The sequence below is a fragment of the Pseudomonas sp. ok266 genome (genome assembly GCF_900110195.1).
GTDB classification, from domain to species: domain Bacteria; phylum Pseudomonadota; class Gammaproteobacteria; order Pseudomonadales; family Pseudomonadaceae; genus Aquipseudomonas; species Aquipseudomonas neuropathica.
The window spans coordinates 47242-65191 of the sequence record NZ_FOCU01000019.1 but is presented as its reverse complement, the minus strand read 5'-3'; the positions used below and the strand labels follow the sequence as shown (position 1 = coordinate 65191).

Sequence of the window (17950 nt, the reverse complement as noted above, 5' to 3'; positions counted from 1 at the left end):
AGGATTACAGCGGGGGAAGATGAAACAAACGACATCTATCGTGTGGAGCAAACAAATGTGGGAGCGAGCCTGCTCGCGAAAGGGCCTGTCCAGTCGACATATTCTTTGACTGACCTGACGCCTTCGCGAGCAAGCTCGCTCCCACAGGGGAGTTGCAGTGTTCTTTTAGTCGTTGCTTGGCTTGTTGATCGCCTGCAGCACGTATTGCGGCAAGGCGAACGCGCCGATATGGATTTCAGGGTTGTAGTAGCGGGTGACGATGCCGCTGCCGATGAAGCGCTGTTGCAGGGTTTCACGGCTCAGTTTGCGGTACGCCGGATTGGTCGAGCCCCAGGCGAAAGTCATCGAGCCACCGATGTAGGTAGGAACGGCCGCCTGGTAGAAGTGCCAGTCCGGGAACAGGCTGTTGAGGCGACCGGCAGTGGTTTTTACTTCGTCGATCTGCATGAACGGTGTGCCGTTCTGGGTCACGAGGATGCCGCCCTCGTTCAGGCAGCGATGGCAGGCCTGATAGAAGTTCTCCGAGAACAGCACTTCGCCCGGGCCGATCGGGTCGGTGGAATCGGAGATGATCACGTCGAATTTTTCCGTGGTGGTGGCGACGAAACGCATGCCGTCGTCAATCACCAGGTTCAGGCGTGGATCGTCGTAGGCGCCGCTGGAGTGGTTCGGCAGGAACTCTTTGCACATATCGACCACGGTGCCGTCGATCTCGACCATGGTGATGTGCTCGACACCGGCGTGCTTGGTCACTTCACGGAGCATGCCGCCGTCACCGCCACCAATGATCAGCACGCGCTTGACGCTGCCGTGGGCGAGGATTGGCACATGGGTGAGCATTTCGTGGTAGATGAATTCGTCGGCTTCGGTGGTCTGGATCACGCCGTCCAGCGCCATGACCCGGCCCATGCGCGGGTTCTGGAAAATCACCAGGTGCTGGTGTTCGGTGCGCACTTCGTGCAGCAGTTTTTCCATGCGAAAGCGCTGACCGTAGCCCTCGTAGAGGGTTTCCAGGTACTCGCTGGTTTTGGTGACGGTCATGGTCAAGTGCTCCGATGAATGCGCGGGCGCCAATCGTGGGGGCGATTGCCCGGGAAAGGCGCGCATTCTACGTTGCCGAAGATGACAGGTAGAACCTCCCTTCATCAGCAAATCGCAATCCCTTGTAGGAGTGAGCCTGCTCGCGATAGCGGTTTTTCAGTCACTGACTCATTGACTGGAGGATAGCTATCGCGAACAGGCTCACTCCTACAGGGTATTGCGGTGTTCTCGGGATCAGCGTCAGATCCGCACGTTGCCCCGCGGTCCGGCAATCGCCCAGATGATCAGGCCCAGCACTGGCAGGAGGATGATCAGCAGCACCCAGACGATTTTCATCCCGGTGGTGGCGCCGCTTTTCAGCACATTGATGATGGCCCAGATGTCGAGGGCGAGGATGATCAGACCGATCAGACCGTTGAACGTGGAACCCATGGTGTCGCTCCAGAATAGTGGCATGCACTTTTAGGATAGACGGTCGCGCGCAGGGTTCCCTTTTATTGCTATCTCGCTCAGACGTGCACAGCGATCTTCAGCGCTTCGAGCGATGGCGCAGCGGCGATACCGACTTCGGCGCACAGCTCCAGCACCCGTGGCACGTCGTTGCCGTAGACCAGCACCACCTGCAGTTCGTCGTCGAGCAACTGGCTGAAGTTCATCAGTGTGTAACCGCCGTTTTCCTTGTTCAGGCTGCTCATCTGCACTTGGATGCGGTTAAGGGCGGTAAGTGCTTCGGTCTTGGCCAGTTGCTTGGGCTTGAGGTTGAAATCCACGCCCGGGCCGAACGAGGCAACGATCTGCGCGAACAGGTCAACGTAGGTGTCGGCCTGGAACAGCACGGTTTCCGGCAGGCTGCCGACCACGACCCATTCGCCCAACGCAATCGGGAATGTGTCGTCGTAGTTGATGTCCGGGTTGGCTGCCAGAAAGGCACCCGCATCGGCGTAAGCTTGCGCGGCTTCGTCAGCCACTTTCAGGATCTCGTCCTCGCCCATGCAGCCGGAGCTGATTTTGCTGATGAGTTCGACGAGTGCGGCTTTCATGAGGGCGGATCCTGTGGCGAAGGTGAATTTCGAGGGCGCGGAGGATAGCGCACAAAGCAAAAGATCGCAGCCTCGGCAGCGCCTACGCTCAGCGCTCATCCACGGAATGGCAGGCCAACGCGTTCAATGGAGGAGCTAGCGCAGGCTGCGATCTTTTGAGGCCCGTCAGGCCAGCAGTTTTTCCAACTGAGCGGTGGTATCAACCGCCCCCATCGTGCGCGCCGCATCCAGCGCCGTCACGCCATTGGCGTCCTTGGCTTGCGCATTGGCCCCCTTGCTGATCAGGTAATCAACGATTTCAACGCGGTTGAACATCGCCGCCATCATCAGCGCCGTACGACCATCAAACGACGAGCCTTCAATCTCTGCGCCCGCTTCGACCAGCGCCTTGACCACCGGCAGATCGCCTTTGAACGCGGCGCCGGCAATCGGGCTCTGGCCGTTGCCATTGCGCATTTCCGGGTCGGCCTTGTGTTTAAGCAACACCTGCACCGCATCCAGATGGCCGTAATAGCTGGCCAACATCAACAACGTGTCACCCTTGCTGTTCTTCAGGTTGACTGGCAAACCGGCCGTGACCAGGCGACCAAGCATCTCGGCATCACCGTCGCGCGCCTTGTTGAAAACCTGCTCGGTGAATTCGGCAGCTTCTTCAGGGGTCATCTGGCGGCTTTGGTCGGACATGGGGCAACTCCACTTTCGGTCAATCGGAAAGCCGACAGTTTCCCGAGCGAGGCGCTGGCTGTCACCCCCTTTTTCTCAAGTCGAGCCATAGCCAGATTCAATAACGATGCTTGCCCTGATGAATTTCTGCCAACACTTCATCGGTGACCCGAACGTAAGTCTGCGTGCCGGGCAGCCATGCGAAGATCGGGTCATCCCCCGTCTGGCCGGGGTCGAAGCCTTCGTTCTTGAGTCGGGTTTTCTGGTATTTGAAGGTGCCGGTGGTCTCCATCTTGACCTTCACTCGCAGGAACAATGGCACGGCATAGGCTGGCATGCGCTCCCGGGCAAAAGTCAGCAACTCGGCGAAATCCAGCGTGGCAAGGGATTCCGCTGGCGTGATCGCCGCCATACCGGCGCGGCCGTTGGTATTGCAGATCTCCACGCCATAAGCCACCGCCTCGGAAATCTGCGGGTGTTGCAGCAGAAGATTTTCGACTTCGGTGGTCGAGACGTTTTCGCCCTTCCAGCGATAGGTGTCGCCGAGGCGATCGACAAATTGAGCGTGACCGAAGCCGATGTTGCGCAGCAGGTCGCCGGTGTTGAAAAAACGATCACCTTTGCTAAACACGTCGTGCAACACGACCTTGGCGGTTTTCTGTGGATCGGTGTAGCCGTCCAGTGGGGCTTTTTCGTCAATCCTTGCCAGCAAAAGTCCCTGCTCGCCTTTGCCGACCTTGCGCATGAATCCGTCAGGACTGCGGATTGGCTCACCGCTGTGATGGTCGTAGGCGACCAATTCCCAGGCCATCAGGGAGAAACCGATGGTGTTGTCGAAATTGAGAATGTTGGTGAATCCGATGTTGCCGTCGCTCGCCGCGTACAGCTCACAGATGTGCTCGACGGCGAAACGTGTCTTGAACTCGGCCCAGGCGCCGGGGCGCAAGCCGTTGCCAATCATCTTGCGCACATCGTGACGGCTATCATCGGCGCTGGCCGGTTGATCGACCAGATAACGGCATAGCTCGCCGACGTAACCGATGGTCGTCGCGCGGTAGCGGCGCACGTCGCTCCAGAACTGACTGGCGCTGAACTTGCGGCGGATCGCGAAACCCGAAGCACCGTTCACCGCCGAACCCCAGCACACGCAAAGACCGGTGGCGTGGTACAGCGGCAAGGTGCAATAGACGACGTCGTCAGGGCTCATATTGAGAGCGATCATGCCGAAACTGGCGGAGCTGCGCATCCAGCGACCGTGCTTGAACACCCCGGCCTTGGGCAGGCCGGTGGTGCCGGAGGTATAAATGTAGAAACACGGATCGTCGAAGAAGATCTGCTGGCTGCTCGGCGGATTCTCGCTGGAGGCGTCGGCACTGGCGCTGATCAGATTGACGTACTCGTCGGGCGCAATGCCCGGATGGCTGTAGGTGTCCTGATCGGCGACAAACCAGGTGCGCGGTGCAGTGATCGCTACTTGATCGCGAATCGCCGCATACGCCGCAAGCAGTTCTTCGCCCACAATGATCGCCACCGGCGCCACCAGATTCACGCTGTGGACAAGGGTGTCACGCGTCTGCGAGGTATTGAGCAGCGCGCTGACCGCGCCAACCTTGGCCAGCGCCAGAATGGTCACCAGCAGTTCCGGGCGGTTTTCGATGAACACTGCGACCACGTCGCCCTTGCCGATGCCCTGCCCGTTCAGATAGTGAGCGATGCGGTTGGCCCACTGGTTGACCTGCGCATAGGTCAGCCGCACATCGCCGTGCAATAACGCCGGCCCCTCGGGATTGCGCAGCGTCGCTTGCTCGAATGTCCAGCCAAGGCCACAGCTTTGGGTCGGATCCGTGACGTTGGCCACCTTCATGCCCTTGACCACCCGCGGGATGGCTTTGGCAATCATCGGCAGTTTGCGGAGCATCATGCCCCAGGTAATCGTGTCGCTTGGCGCGTGACTCATGGAAGCTCCCCGTTCAACCTTGACGTGCAGGTCGATGTTTTTATTTTTCGGGCTTTGACTTGAACCAACCGGCGCATTCGAGCACGGGTCGAGGTCGAAAATACGTCAGCGCTTCTCGGGCTGTACACGCGGTTTTTGCAATGTTTTGTATCCGCTGCTCTTTAGCGAGCGCAGGTGATCTGCGGTTCAGCGATTGGTTCCATCGAATCGAGATCGATCCCGCAAAATGCAGGATGCACGATGGCCATTCATGCAGTTTGCACGACCACCTGAATTTTCATCATTTTTAAATTATTGATTTATAACGATTTTTTTATTTTCAAATGCTGGCACAATCGCTGCAACCTCCTCTGCATGCTTGCCATTCAAGTGCATACGGAGCTGAAAGACATGAGCCTGATCCAAGAAAAATTTACCTCCCTGTTCTCCAACTTCGACGTCACCACTGCGCCACGTCCCGATGGCGGGATCCTGCTGACCCTGCGCAGCAGCGACGGCAAAGTGTTCAAACGCGCACTGACTTATCAACAACTGCATGCCGGCGACCAACTGTCGTGGGCGATCAGCGCAATTCGTCGTGACCTGGCAGAACAAGCCAGTGAGTTGCCGCAAATTGCCATGCTGCAGAGCCAGCAGCGTTTTGCTCTGCCGACATATCACTCGCTGTAATTTTCAAAGCGCATTAGACAAAACAGGCCGTGGAGCTTCCGCTTCACGGCCTGTTTTTTTATGCCTGACGCATACCCCTGTGGGAGCGAGCTTGCTCGCGAAAGCGGTGTGTCAGAGATAAATTTTTCGTCTGATACTCCACCTTCGCGAGCAAGCTCGCTCCCACAGGGGTTTTTTGTGTGGTCAGAAGGCTTCCGGTTCTATGCCGGTGAACGTGTCGACGGTGATGTGGCTGCCCAACTCCCCGCCTTCGCGGGCCAGGCCGCAGGTTTGCAGGCCAGCCTCTTGCGCGGCGTCGAGTTCTTCAACAACGTCCGAGAGAAACAGGATCTCCCCCGCTTCAACACCGATGGCTTGCTGGATATTGGTGTACGACCGCGCCTCGCGCTTGGGCCCTGAAGTCGTGTCGAAATAACCGCTGAACAACGGCGTCAGATCCCCCGCCTCCGAGCAGCCGAAAATCAGTTTCTGCGCCTGAATCGATCCCGACGAGTACACAAACAGTTGATAACCGGCAGCATGCCAGCGCTGCAGTGCTTCAACGGCATCCGGGTAAACATGCCCCTTCAACTGCCCGGCGTGATAACCCTGCGCCCAGACCATGCCTTGCAAGGCCTTGAGTGGAGTGGCTTTGCGATCTTCCTCAATCCAGCTCAAGAGAATCTCGACAACCCGCTCAACATCAGCCTGCGGCGCATTGCTGTCACGGCGCACAGCTTCGAGTTGTTCGGCCACATCGGCGCGTTCGGCGTTCTGCCGCACGAAATCCGGTAAATGTTTGGCCGCGTACGGAAACAGCACGTCAAACACGAAACTTACCGCGCTAGTGGTGCCTTCGATGTCAGTGACGATGGCTTTGATCGACATCGAATCAGTCCTCCAGACGCGGGAAGCGGCCGGCGATGTCTTCGCCGGTGAAATTGGCAACCCAGCCTTCCGGGTTGTTGAAAAGGCGAATCGCGACAAAGTGCGGATGCTCGCCCATGTCGAACCAGTGCTTGGTGCCGGCCGGTACCGAGATCAGGTCGTTCTTCTCACAAAGCACGGCATAAACGTAATCGTCGATGTGCAGGGTAAACAACCCACGGCCGGCGACGAAAAATCTGACTTCGTCTTCGCCATGGCGATGCTCTTCGAGAAACTTGGCGCGCAGCTCGGCTTTTTGCGGGTGATCGCTGTTCAGGCTGATGACGTCGACAGTGATGTAACCGCGCTCGGTCATCAGCTTATCGATCTGCTCTTTATAAGCACTGATCACCTCTTCCTGGGTGGCGCCGGGCTGGATCTTCGCGGCGGCTTGCCAGCGGTCGAAGCGCACGCCCTGCTCGGCCAGGGTCGAGGCGATGTCTTCAAAGTGGGTCAGCACCTTGTTCGGAATTTCAGGGCTTGAGACGTGATAGACGGACAGGCTGCTCATTGGGGCAATTCCTCGGTATCGGCCTTGCCGTCCGGTTCTTGCAGACCGGTCGGGCACAGCATTTCATCAGGCAAATGGGCTACTTCTGGTGAAGTCAGCCTTGGCGGTTCATGACGCTGCGGGTTTTCAACTCGCATTCAAACAGAAATTCAAAGGCCTCGATCTGCCGCAGCGCGTCGCTCATCTGCGCGCCCCAGGTGTAGAGGCCGTGGCCGCGAATCAGGTAACCGACACAATCAGGATGGGCGTCGAGCCAAGGCTGCACCTTGGCGGCGAGGCGCGCAATGTCCTGATCGTTGTCGAAAATCGGCACGCGCACCCGCGATTCATGGGTCGAGATGCCGCTGAAGGCTTTTTGCAACTCGTAGTCTTCGAACTCGATAAAGTCCTGCGGAGTCAGGCGCGACAGCACCGTGGCGTTGACCGAATGGGTGTGCAGCACTGCGCCGATCTCCGGCCGCCAGCTATACAGCTGGGTGTGCAGCAGGGTTTCGGCGGACGGCTTTTTGCCCGGCTCCAGGCTAGTGCCGGAGAGGTAGGTGGCGAGCACATCGTCCACACTCAACTGGCCCTTGTGCTTGCCCGAAACGGTCAACAGCGCTTCGCTCGGCGACAGGCGTGTCGAGTAATTGCTGCTGGTGGCCGGCGACCAGCCGCGACCATAAAGAAAGCGCCCGGCATCGACGATTTGCTGGGCGAGTTGTTCACGCGTAAGGCTCATGGCCGGTCCTCTTGCATACGTGTGGCAATGATAACGGCAGCAGCGAGCGCCGCGAGACTGGCAATACTAAAGGTCAATGTCGCGCCGAGGGCATTCCAGCTGTAGCCGGAATACAACGCGCCCATGGCGCCGCCGGTGCCGGCCAGTGCGGCGTACAACGCCTGGCCCTGCCCTTGCTGGCGCGCGCCGAAGCTACGTTGCACGAAAGCGATGGCAGCGGCGTGAAAACTGCCGAAGGTCGCCGCGTGAAGCACCTGCGCAAACAACAGCACCCACAGGAACTCGGCGAACGAACCTAGTAACAACCAGCGCAGCGCCGCCAGCAGAAAACTTGCCATCAGCACCCGGCGCAGGGAAAACCGCGCGAGAATCCGGCTCATTGCCATGAACATCAGCACTTCGGCAACGACACCCACGGCCCAGAGCATGCCGATGGTGCCACGTGTGTAACCGAGTCGTTCAAGGTGCAGGGTCAGAAAGGTGTAATACGGGCCGTGGCTCATTTGCATCAGCGCGACGCAGCCGTAAAACGCCAGCACGCCGGGATTGCGCAGTTGTGTGAGAAAGCCCTCACCGCTCGGCCGATTGCCTTGCGGCGGCTGCGCGTTCGGCACCCACAGACTGCTAAGGACGATGCCGGCCATGATCAACACCAGCGCCGCCGGGTAGATGTCGAGGCTGAGCCATTCGAACAATCGGCCGAGTGCAACCACGGTGATGATGAAACCGATCGAGCCCCACAAACGAATCTGGCTGTAGCGCGAGGTCTGCCCCTGCAAATGCGCCAGGGTGATGACTTCGAACTGCGGCAGCACCGCGTGCCAGAAGAACGCGTGCAAGGCCATGACCATCGCCAACCAGGCGTAGGTCTTGCTGACGAAGATCAGTGAAAACGTCAGCAGCGTACACACCGCGCCGAAACGCACGATAGCCAGGCGTTTGCCGGTGTAATCACCGAGCCAGCCCCAGATGTTCGGCGCCACACAGCGCATCAGCATCGGGATCGCGACCAGCTCACCGATCCGCGCAGGACTGAAGCCGAGGTGGTCGAAGTACAGCGCCAGAAACGGCGCTGTCGACCCGAGCAAGGCGAAATAGAACAGATAGAAACTGGACAGCCGCCAGTAAGGGAGCGCCGCCACGCCGGTTATGCCGCGACGGCTTTAAGGCCTGCCATCAAAGCTGACCCAGCACCGGCGTGCTCACGCGCACATCGGCATTCTGGCCACGGTGACGCAGCAAGTGATCCATCAGCACAATGGCCATCATCGCTTCGGCAATCGGCGTGGCACGGATGCCGACGCACGGGTCGTGACGGCCCTTGGTGATGACGTCCACAGAGTTGCCGTGGATATCGATCGAACGGCCCGGGGTGGTGATGCTCGACGTCGGCTTCAAGGCCAGATGCGCAACGATCGGCTGACCGGACGAAATACCACCGAGGATGCCGCCCGCGTTGTTGCTGAGGAAACCTTCCGGGGTCATTTCATCGCGGTGTTCGGTGCCGCGCTGGGCGACCGAGGCAAAACCGGCACCGATTTCCACGCCTTTGACTGCGTTGATGCTCATCAGCGCATGCGCCAGCTCAGCGTCGAGACGGTCGAAAATCGGCTCGCCCAGACCCGGCATCACGCCTTCGGCAACGACGGTGATCTTCGCCCCGACCGAGTCCTGATCGCGGCGCAATTGATCCATGTAGGCTTCCAGCTCCGGGACTTTGTCCGGATCGGGGCTGAAGAAAGCGTTGTCTTCCACCGAATCCCAGGTCTTGAACGGGATTTCGATCGGGCCGAGCTGGCTCATGTAGCCACGAATGACGATGCCTTGGGTGGCCAGGTATTTCTTCGCGATCGCACCGGCCGCCACGCGCATTGCGGTCTCGCGCGCCGAGCTGCGACCACCGCCACGGTAGTCGCGCTCACCGTATTTGTGGTGGTAGGTGTAGTCGGCGTGGGCCGGGCGGAACAGATCCTTGATCGCCGAGTAGTCCTTGGACTTCTGGTCGGTGTTGCGGATCAGCAGGCCGATCGAGCAACCGGTGGTGCGCCCTTCGAACACGCCAGAGAGGATTTCGACTTCGTCGGCTTCCTGACGCTGGGTGGTGTGGCGGCTGGTGCCTGGCTTGCGGCGATCGAGGTCGCGCTGCAGGTCTTCGAGGGAGATCTCCAGGCCCGGCGGGCAGCCGTCGACAATGGCGACCAACGCCGGACCATGGCTTTCGCCAGCGGTGGTGACAGTGAACAACTTGCCGTAGGTATTGCCGGACATGCAGGACGCTCCGTGAAATCAAACCCAAATTCGTAATGCGCGCCAGTATACGCAGGCTAACCGAGTAGTTCATCCTCGAACCTTAGTGGTGCTGGCGAGTCCAACCGGCACCTTGGCGAATGATGGCGTGATGATGCTGCGAGTTTTGATCTTGAGTCTTACCCTCTTTACGGGCTTTGCCCAAGCGACGGTCCTACAACGCCCGGTCACTCTGGATACCGGCACCGGCGAACTTTTCGGTTCGCTGCTGCTGCCAAAGTCCGACAATCCGGTGCCGGTTGTCCTGATTATTTCTGGCTCCGGTCCTACGGATCGCGACGGAAACAACCCCGACGGCGGGCGCAACGACAGCCTCAAGCGCCTGGCGTGGGTGCTGGCCAAACACAACATTGCCAGTGTGCGTTACGACAAACGCGGTGTTGCGGCGAGTCTGGCGGCAACGCCGGATGAGCGCAATTTATCGGTGGAGGCCTATGCGGCGGACGCAGTGGCGTGGGGGCAGAAGCTCAAGGCCGATCCGCGTTTCGGCAGATTGATCCTGCTCGGCCACAGTGAAGGCGCGCTGATTGCCAGCCTCGCCGCGCCGGAAGTGGATGCCGCTGCGGTGATTTCCCTGTCCGGCAGCGCCCGCCCGGTCGATCAGGTGATCCGCGAGCAACTGGCCCGCAGCCTCCCACCTCCGCTGATGCTACGCAGCAATGAATTGCTCGACAGCCTCAAGGCCGGCCACACTGACGACAATGTGCCGCAACCGTTGCAGGTGATTTTCCGCCCGAGCGTGCAGCCGTATCTGATTTCGCTGTTCCGTCAGGATCCCGCGAAAGCCTTCGCGCAATTGAAGATGCCGGCGCTGATCGTCCAGGGCAGCAACGACATGCAGGTCGGCGTTGGCGATGCGCAGGCGCTGAAAGCCGCCAAACCCGACGCCGAACTGGCGGTGATCGACGGCATGAACCACGTCATGCGCATCGTCCACAACGATATGAAGCGGCAATTGGCTTCGTACAAGGATCCGAATTTGCCACTGGCGGCGGAACTTGGCGCGAAGATCATTGAGTTTATTGACGGACTTCGCACCCGTTAACGGTTGTTTACCCTCTAGTCCTGCAAAAAACGGCCGATAAGCCTTTGTCGCCAGCGCAACGGCTGGCGACAAGCAGGGCTTGGACAGGATCTCGCCGTTATGACTGATACCCCGACTTCACCCGACACCACCGCTGAAAAAGACGCACCGCCAGCGGTCGAGCTGCCGTGGGCGGATGTCCACGTCGAGCACCACAAGATGCTCCGCCTGGCCCCGCTGCAGACCGACCGCAACACTGGCGGCCGCCCCTTGCGCTTCGTCGAATTCGGCTATGCCGAACGCAACAGCAAAGAAAAAAGCCTGATGCGCATGACGATCAAGCTGCCCGGCCAGCGTGTGCGCAAAGAGCAGAATCAGCTGGACGTGTGGGTTGATCACACGACCAAACGTGTGCACTTCGGCCCCGACAGCGGCTTGCAGATCGAACCAATGAACCGTGGCATCGGCCGTTACATGGCCGCGCAAGGCATCAATTGGGCGAAAAAGCGCTGGCCGACCTACACCGTTGACGGCATGGACTTGAACAACAAGGACGCGCTGAACGAAGACACCCGCCTGCGTCGCGATCATTTCCTGCGGGTGCATGGTTTTGATGTGGTGTACGCCGATGCCCAGCACTTGAAGGGCAGCGTCAAGGATGTGTTGGTCGGCGATTTGCTCGGCGACTGGAACAGCGAGAAGCTGCAGATCGTCGAGATTCTTGAAGCGGCACAGATGCTTCAGCAGGCCGAACAGAATCTGGCCGAGCAGGAAGTGAAGCTGAAGAAACAGGAAGAGAAGGTCAGCAAGTTCAAGCGTGAAGACGCCGGGCTGCGTTTCACCATTACCTGTCTGGTGGCGTTTGCGGTGTTTCAGGCGGGGCTGCTGATCTGGATTGCCACGCACCGCTGATCGCTTGAAACCGCGTCGCGGCCATTCGCGAGCAAGCTCGCTCCCACAGGATTTGTGTCGTACACCGAACCTGTGGGAGCGAGCTTGCTCGCGAAGCTTTTGATCGTTCCCACGCTCCGCGTCGGAATACAGCCCGATTAGACGCGGGAAGCGAACAGCGCCTGATGATCGCGGCACTGCTCCGCCGTCAGCATGAACACACCATGCCCGCCGCGCTCGAATTCGAGCCAGGCGAAATCGACTTCCGGGTACAGCGCGTCAACGTGCACCTGACTGTTGCCCACTTCAACGATCAGCAAGCCCTTCTCGGTCAGGTGATCCGCCGCTTCAGCGAGCATGCGTCGCACCAGGTTCAAACCATCGTCGCCACACGCCAGGCCCAGCTCCGGTTCATGCTGATACTCGTCCGGCATGTCGGCGAAATCCTCCGCATCAACGTAAGGCGGATTCGACACGATCAGGTCGAAACGCTGGCCCGGCAAGCCATCAAACCCATCGCCCTGCACGGTATAGACGCGCTCATCGACGCCATGGCGCTCGATGTTCTGGTTGGCCACTTCCAGCGCTTCGAACGACAGATCGGCCAGCACCACTTCGGCGTTCTGAAACTCGTAGGCGCAGGCGATACCGATGCAACCAGAACCGGTGCACAGGTCGAGAATCCGCGCAGGTTCATTGCCGATCCACGGGGCGAAACGGTTTTCGATCAGTTCGCCAATCGGCGAGCGCGGGATCAACACGCGCTCATCGACGATGAACAACATGCCGCAGAACCATGCCTCACCCAACAGGTAAGCGGTGGGAATGCGTTCTTCGATACGGCGCTTGAGCAGGCGTTGCAGGTTAACCAACTCGTCGTCTTCCAGCGCGCAATCGAGGTAGCTGTCGGCGATTTCCCACGGCAGGTGCAACGCGCCGAGTACGAGTTGCCGGGCTTCGTCCCAGGCATTGTCGGTGCCATGGCCGAAAAACAGATCCTCCCCATGGAAGCGGCTGACGGCCCAACGGATATGGTCACGCAGGGTACGAAGGCGGGAAGTGATCACGGCGCAGAACTCCAGAAAAAACGACTGGCGATTCTAGCAGCCAAAACGCGCGACGACGACGCAGGAAAAACATCGCACCGACGGTAGGAGTTTTCTGTTTTTTGCATCGGCTATTGAACAGAACGTGTAACTTGACAAGGCTGCAGGCCAATAACGACGGTGCCTACGATGGTAGCGATTCACAGAACCGCTCAGCCAGAGGACAATGTCGCAAAAGCCCCACCCCAAGGAGCCCCAGAATGTCCGTTCCAAAAACGATGTTTCAACTCAGCGGTCGCGGTTACGCAGCGGCCACACTGAGCCATGCCACCGTGGTCATCATCGATGCCCAGAAAGAATATCTCAGTGGCCCGCTGGCCCTGAGCGGCATGGACGCGGCCGTCGCAAACATCAAGCAAGTGGTTGCCGCAGCCCGTGCAGCCGGTCGGCCGATCGTGCACGTGCGTCACCTCGGCACCGTCGGCGGCCTGTTCGACCCGCAGGGCGAACGCGGCGAATTCATCCCTGGCCTCGAGCCACAGGGCGATGAAACCATTATCGGCAAACTGCTGCCGAGCGCGTTCCACGGCACCGAGTTGCTGGACCGTTTGCAAAACCTTGGCTCACTGGACCTGATCGTCTGCGGTTTCATGAGCCACTCCAGTGTCAGCACCACCGTACGTGCGGCGAAGAATCTGGGTTTCCGCTGCACCCTGGTCGAAGACGCCTGCGCCACCCGCGACCTGCCGTTCAAGGGCCGCGTGCTCAGCGCCGCTGTGGTACAGGAAGCCGAAATGGCGATCATGGCGGACAACTTCGCCACCCTCGCGCTGACGCAAGACCTGATCTGATCGACCCTGATGAGCGGCTCACGGCGCCGCTCATCCGCAAAATCCTCTCATTTGCCGCAAATGCCATAGCCTCAGGAACAACCCGGTCAACTCCCGGTCGAAGGGCCGATACCCATTGAGGAAGGTCGGAATGAAGTTATCCGATGGATTTGACGCACGCCGCTTGCGGCCCAAAGGCCAAAGCAACTGGCGTTTTCGATTCGGCGCGGCGATTGCCGCCATTCTGGCGACGTTCGGTGTGCTGCTGGCGATGGCCGGGGCCGCCAGCCTGCTCGGGCGCCCGCCAGCGCTCGGTGATTTGAATGCCACGCCGATGGGTTCGGCGATCATTCTGGTTGTCGGCTTGCTGTTTCTGTATTTCGGCGTGGCGCTGTGGCGTCGTTGCCGGCGTCGCGCCCGGCAATCGCGGGAACTGAACATGTCCCCGCACCTGATGAAAAAACACGACTGAATCACCGGCCTGGCTTTTTGCCGGGCCGTTTTGTTTCGACTTGGGTAAACTGGCCGCCCTTCGCGGAGGCTGACATGCAAGACGACGATTTTTCCCTGTTCAAAAGTGCGATCCAAGGCGTCAAGCCGATCAAGCACGACCGCGCCGACACCGGCAAACCCAAGGCTGACCGCGCACAGATCGCCAAGCTGCGCCAGTCCGCCACCGTGCGCACCGACACCGCTACCGTGGATGGCCTGTCCGACCAGTTCGTGATCGATGTCGGCCCGGAAGACGAGTTGATGTGGTCCCGTGACGGCGTGCAGGAAAGTCAGATGCGCAAGCTCAAGGTCGGCCAGATCCCGTTCGAAGGCAGCCTCGACCTGCACGGCATGAGCGTGGAAAAGGCCCGCGAAACCCTCTGGGCCTTTCTTGCCGAAGCGACTAAATTCGAAATCCGCTGCGTCCGCGTCACCCACGGCAAGGCTGTGCGCCTGGACGGCAAGCGGCCAATGATCAAAAGCCACGTCAACACCTGGTTGCGCCAGCATGCCCAAGTGCTGGGTTTCTGCTCGTGTCAGGCGAAACACGGCGGTGCCGGCGCGGTTTACGTGATGCTCAAACGCACCATGATGGAAGGCCGCGACGAATAATCGCGTTACACCGAACTTGCAGGGTTGTGTCCGCCACCGTACCCTTGCCCTTTGCGAAAATCCCCACAGGTAGTTTCATGTCCCTGGAACAGAATTACACCGCGATTCTCGGCCAATTGGGCGAGGACGTGTCCCGCGAGGGCCTGCTCGACACGCCAAAGCGTGCCGCCAAAGCCATGCAGTACCTCTGCCGCGGTTATGAACAGACGCTCGAAGAGGTCACCAACGGTGCCCTGTTCAGCTCCGACAACAGCGAAATGGTGCTGGTCAAGGACATCGAGTTGTACTCGTTGTGCGAACACCACCTGCTGCCGTTCATCGGCAAGGCGCATGTTGCGTACATCCCGAGCGGCAAAGTGCTGGGCCTGTCGAAGGTCGCGCGGATCGTCGACATGTACGCCCGTCGCCTGCAGATCCAGGAAAACCTCAGCCGCCAGATCGCCGATGCAGTGATGCAAGTCACCGGCGCGCTGGGCGTAGCCGTGGTGATCGAGGCCAAGCACATGTGCATGATGATGCGCGGTGTCGAGAAGCAGAATTCGTCGATGATCACTTCGGTGATGCTCGGTGAGTTCCGCGAAAACGCAGCGACCCGCAGCGAATTCCTCAGCCTCATCAAGTAATTCGTTGCCCGAAGAAAACCGGCATTCATCGCCGGTTTTTTTTCGTCCGTGAAAAATCGGGTAAGCTGCGCGCCTTTCTCAATTTGCACCGTGAGGCTTTAAACGTGTTCGTCAAAGCGCTTCGTGTCGGCCTCGGCCAACTGGTTATCTTCATCGACTTCATCACCCGCCCGGGCAAGAAACAGCGTCCTGCCGAAACTCAGGCCCAGGTCAATGCCGCCGCGCAAGGCCTGACCCTGTATCAGTTCCATGCCTGCCCGTTCTGCGTGAAAACCCGCCGCACGCTGCGTCGCCTGAATGTGCCGGTGGCGCTGAAGGATGCGAAGAACAACGAACAGGATCGTCAGACGCTGCTGGATCAGGGCGGCCGGATCAAGGTGCCTTGCCTGCGCATTGAAGAGAATGGCCAGACAACCTGGATGTATGAGTCCAAGGTGATTATTGATTATCTGGATAAGCGGTTTGCGGCGGTCTGATGATTATGTGGTGGGTTGATTGACGCTTTCGCGAGCAGGCTCGCTCCCACCCTTTGGAATGCATTTCCACTGTGGGAGCGAGCCTGCTCGCGAAGGGGCCCTCTCAGCTACCGCAAATCCCAGACAAAAATAAACCGGCCCTCGAGCCGGTTTATTTGTTTTCAGGCCGCTTTCTCTAGCAGCGCCTGGTGCACCACCGCCGCCAATCGCTTGAGCCCTTCATCCAGTCGTGCCGGATCGATGTGGCTGAAGTTCAAGCGCAAATGCCCAAGGTTGTTATCCGGATCCGGAAAGAACGGCTCCCCCGGCATAAACGCCACGTCATTGGCCAACGCCTCATTGAGCAACGTTCGCGTATCCAGCGGCTGCTTCAACGTCAGCCAGAAAAACAGCCCGCCCTGCGGCATGTTCCAGTCGGCCAGATCAGCAAAGTGCGTTTCCAGCGCCGCCTGGAAGGCATCGCGCCGTTGCCGATAGAAGCCGCGCAACTCGCTCAGATGCTGCTGATACTTGTCGCTGCCGATCCATTGCAGGGCCTGCCACTGACCGATGCGGTTGGTATGCAGATCTGCCGATTGCTTGAGTTTGAGCAGATGCGGGAACAGGTCCGGGCTGGCGATCAAGTAACCGACGCGTAAACCGGGCAACAAGGTTTTCGACACGGTGCCGGTGTAGATCCAGCTCGCCTTCTGCAGACGTCCGGCAATCGGCTTGGCGCTGCCGCCATCGAAAGTCAGCTCGCGGTAGGGTTCGTCCTCGATCAGGGTGACGCCGAATTCGTCGAGCAATGCCGCTACGGCTGCACGCTTGGCTTCGCTGTAACGCACGGCGGACGGATTCTGGAACGTCGGGATCAGGTAAATGAACGCTGGCCGGTGCTGTTCGAGACGACTGCGCAATTGCGCCAGATTCGGGCCGTCGGCTTCTTGCGGCACGGTCAGGCAATCGGCGCCGAACAGCTGGAAAATCTGCAATGCAGCGAGATAGGTCGGCGCTTCAAGCAGAATTTCCGTGCCCTTGTCGATGTACAGCTTGGCCGCCAGATCGAGGGTTTGCTGCGAGCCGCTGACCACCAGTACCTGACTTGCGGTGCACTCCAGGCCCAGCGCCCTCGCCTCCGCTGCCAAGGCTTCGCGCAATGCCGGTTCGCCTTCGCTCATGCCGTATTGGCCGAGCGACAGCGGCATGTCAGCCCACTCGACCTTCGGCAGCATCGCTTCGGCCGGCAAGCCACCAGCGAACGACATGACCTCCGGACGCTGGGCGGCGGCAAGGATTTCACGGATCAAAGAACTTTTAAGGCGCACGACACGTTCGGAAAAAGCCATGGAAGTCACCGGTAGCGAGGCATGGGAAAAATGAGTCAAACTGGTTGACTGAAATTACGACAGCTTGAGCGAGTACGTCAATATGCTTGACCTTAAAAACCCCGCGAGCCAACAACAGGCGATGGAAGCGTTTTTCTTCGGCTATCAAGCCTTCACCGCCAAGGCTGATGAAATGCTCGAGCGCCGCGGGCTGTCGCGGGTACATCAGCGAATTGTGTTTTTCATCGCTCGATACCCGAATTTGAGCGTGAAGGAATTGCTGGGATTGCTTGGCGTGAGCAAGCAGGCCTTGAACATGCCGTTGCGGCAGTTACAGGAAATGCATCTGGTCGACAGCGTGGCGTCCGAGGCCGACAAGCGAAAGCGTCTGCTGGAATTGACGGCCGAAGGCGCGAAGTTTGAACAGGCGCTGCGGCGTGAGCAGGTGAAATTACTGGAGCGAGTGTTTGCCGAGGCTGGCGAGGCGGCGGTGAATGGCTGGTTGGCGGTGAATATGGCACTGGGGAAAAGTCAGACGGCTCTCGATTGAATGGGACTGCCTCTTCGCGGGCAAGCTCGCTCCCACAGGGGAACGCATTCCAAACGTGGGAGCGAGCCTGCTCGCAAAGGGGCCAGTGCAGGCGATATATCGCTATCGACGGAACTTTCGTAAACAAAACCAAAAACAATATTTGCTTTATTTGTACACAAAAGCATAATCCACAGCGTGCGAGTTCCTGACCGCATGGTCAACAAATTCGCGTATGCCTCAAAGGGCCGCTGCCACCCCTCATGGGTCCGGCCCTGGAAATAACAATAAAACTCTTGAGGAGT

21 protein-coding genes are annotated in these 17950 nt (G+C 59.2%); 9 read left to right on the top strand and 12 right to left on the bottom strand.

Annotation, left to right across the window (positions count from 1 at the left end; genetic code table 11):
- Window positions 1–165: 165 nt before the first annotated feature.
- From speE to BMY54_RS28255, 5 genes are all read right to left on the bottom strand, one after another.
- On the bottom strand, window positions 166–1041 hold the full coding sequence (gene speE, locus BMY54_RS28275; RefSeq protein WP_093441751.1) for a polyamine aminopropyltransferase: 876 nt from the start codon (window positions 1039–1041) through the stop codon (window positions 166–168).
- A gap of 240 nt (window positions 1042–1281) precedes the next feature.
- Window positions 1282–1473, bottom strand: a complete 192-nt coding sequence (locus BMY54_RS28270) for a PLDc N-terminal domain-containing protein (protein ID WP_007914053.1) — start codon at window positions 1471–1473, stop codon at window positions 1282–1284.
- Window positions 1474–1550: 77 nt separating this feature from the next.
- Window positions 1551–2081 carry a hypothetical protein gene (locus BMY54_RS28265; protein WP_093441747.1) on the bottom strand — a complete coding sequence of 177 codons (531 nt, stop codon included), beginning with the start codon at window positions 2079–2081 and terminating at the stop codon, window positions 1551–1553.
- A 165-nt stretch (window positions 2082–2246) separates the two neighbouring features.
- Window positions 2247–2765, bottom strand: coding sequence for an ankyrin repeat domain-containing protein (locus BMY54_RS28260; RefSeq protein WP_093441742.1), 519 nt, complete (start codon window positions 2763–2765; stop codon window positions 2247–2249).
- 97 nt (window positions 2766–2862) lie between these two features.
- Window positions 2863–4701, bottom strand: a complete 1839-nt coding sequence (locus tag BMY54_RS28255) for a long-chain-acyl-CoA synthetase (protein WP_093441735.1) — start codon at window positions 4699–4701, stop codon at window positions 2863–2865.
- A 390-nt stretch (window positions 4702–5091) separates the two neighbouring features.
- Between BMY54_RS28255 and BMY54_RS28250 the strand changes: the two genes are divergently transcribed.
- The gene (locus tag BMY54_RS28250) at window positions 5092–5370 is read left to right on the top strand and encodes a DUF3509 domain-containing protein (RefSeq protein ID WP_008080936.1); all 279 of its coding nucleotides are present in this window, start codon (window positions 5092–5094) and stop codon (window positions 5368–5370) included.
- 183 nt (window positions 5371–5553) lie between these two features.
- On the opposite strand, the gene mtnC is transcribed toward BMY54_RS28250, so the two are convergent.
- From mtnC to aroC, 5 genes are all read right to left on the bottom strand, one after another.
- A complete protein-coding gene (gene mtnC, locus BMY54_RS28245; RefSeq protein ID WP_093441730.1) occupies window positions 5554–6237 on the bottom strand; it encodes an acireductone synthase in 684 nt (227 codons plus the stop codon).
- Between the two features lie 4 nt (window positions 6238–6241).
- On the bottom strand, window positions 6242–6787 hold the full coding sequence (locus tag BMY54_RS28240; RefSeq protein ID WP_039763876.1) for a 1,2-dihydroxy-3-keto-5-methylthiopentene dioxygenase: 546 nt from the start codon (window positions 6785–6787) through the stop codon (window positions 6242–6244).
- Between the two features lie 94 nt (window positions 6788–6881).
- On the bottom strand, window positions 6882–7508 hold the full coding sequence (locus tag BMY54_RS28235) for a methylthioribulose 1-phosphate dehydratase (protein WP_093441725.1): 627 nt from the start codon (window positions 7506–7508) through the stop codon (window positions 6882–6884).
- Window positions 7505–8650 carry an MFS transporter gene (locus BMY54_RS28230; protein ID WP_093441720.1) on the bottom strand — a complete coding sequence of 382 codons (1146 nt, stop codon included), beginning with the start codon at window positions 8648–8650 and terminating at the stop codon, window positions 7505–7507. The genes BMY54_RS28235 and BMY54_RS28230 overlap by 4 nt, the downstream gene beginning before the upstream one ends.
- A 34-nt stretch (window positions 8651–8684) precedes the next feature.
- Window positions 8685–9776 carry a chorismate synthase gene (gene aroC, locus BMY54_RS28225; RefSeq protein WP_093441715.1) on the bottom strand — a complete coding sequence of 364 codons (1092 nt, stop codon included), beginning with the start codon at window positions 9774–9776 and terminating at the stop codon, window positions 8685–8687.
- Window positions 9777–9906: 130 nt separating this feature from the next.
- Between aroC and BMY54_RS28220 the strand changes: the two genes are divergently transcribed.
- Together BMY54_RS28220 and BMY54_RS28215 are read left to right on the top strand one after the other, a co-directional pair.
- Entirely contained in the window at window positions 9907–10860 is a 954-nt protein-coding gene (locus tag BMY54_RS28220; RefSeq protein ID WP_093441816.1) for an alpha/beta hydrolase, read from the top strand.
- Window positions 10861–10959: 99 nt separating this feature from the next.
- Window positions 10960–11751 carry a hypothetical protein gene (locus tag BMY54_RS28215; protein WP_093441710.1) on the top strand — a complete coding sequence of 264 codons (792 nt, stop codon included), beginning with the start codon at window positions 10960–10962 and terminating at the stop codon, window positions 11749–11751.
- A 137-nt stretch (window positions 11752–11888) separates the two neighbouring features.
- On the opposite strand, the gene prmB is transcribed toward BMY54_RS28215, so the two are convergent.
- Window positions 11889–12797 carry a 50S ribosomal protein L3 N(5)-glutamine methyltransferase gene (prmB, locus tag BMY54_RS28210; RefSeq protein WP_093441705.1) on the bottom strand — a complete coding sequence of 303 codons (909 nt, stop codon included), beginning with the start codon at window positions 12795–12797 and terminating at the stop codon, window positions 11889–11891.
- Between the two features lie 239 nt (window positions 12798–13036).
- Between prmB and BMY54_RS28205 the strand changes: the two genes are divergently transcribed.
- The 5 genes from BMY54_RS28205 (at window position 13037) to BMY54_RS28185 (ending at window position 15809) form a co-directional block, all read left to right on the top strand.
- Entirely contained in the window at window positions 13037–13627 is a 591-nt protein-coding gene (locus tag BMY54_RS28205; protein ID WP_007914026.1) for a cysteine hydrolase family protein, read from the top strand.
- A gap of 130 nt (window positions 13628–13757) precedes the next feature.
- A complete protein-coding gene (locus BMY54_RS28200; RefSeq protein ID WP_093441702.1) occupies window positions 13758–14078 on the top strand; it encodes a hypothetical protein in 321 nt (106 codons plus the stop codon).
- 74 nt (window positions 14079–14152) lie between these two features.
- Window positions 14153–14710 (top strand): Smr/MutS family protein, encoded by a 558-nt coding sequence (locus tag BMY54_RS28195; protein ID WP_038366959.1) that lies wholly within the window; start codon window positions 14153–14155, stop codon window positions 14708–14710.
- 77 nt (window positions 14711–14787) lie between these two features.
- A complete protein-coding gene (gene folE / locus BMY54_RS28190) occupies window positions 14788–15333 on the top strand; it encodes a GTP cyclohydrolase I FolE (protein WP_003442011.1) in 546 nt (181 codons plus the stop codon).
- Window positions 15334–15437: 104 nt separating this feature from the next.
- Entirely contained in the window at window positions 15438–15809 is a 372-nt protein-coding gene (locus tag BMY54_RS28185) for a glutathione S-transferase N-terminal domain-containing protein (RefSeq protein ID WP_093441696.1), read from the top strand.
- 161 nt (window positions 15810–15970) lie between these two features.
- Here the strand turns inward: BMY54_RS28185 and BMY54_RS28180 are convergent, their stop codons facing one another.
- A complete protein-coding gene (locus tag BMY54_RS28180; RefSeq protein ID WP_093441692.1) occupies window positions 15971–17137 on the bottom strand; it encodes an aminotransferase-like domain-containing protein in 1167 nt (388 codons plus the stop codon).
- 82 nt (window positions 17138–17219) lie between these two features.
- Between BMY54_RS28180 and BMY54_RS28175 the strand changes: the two genes are divergently transcribed.
- Window positions 17220–17666, top strand: a complete 447-nt coding sequence (locus BMY54_RS28175; protein ID WP_093441687.1) for a MarR family winged helix-turn-helix transcriptional regulator — start codon at window positions 17220–17222, stop codon at window positions 17664–17666.
- The last annotated feature ends 284 nt before the right edge of the window (window positions 17667–17950 follow it).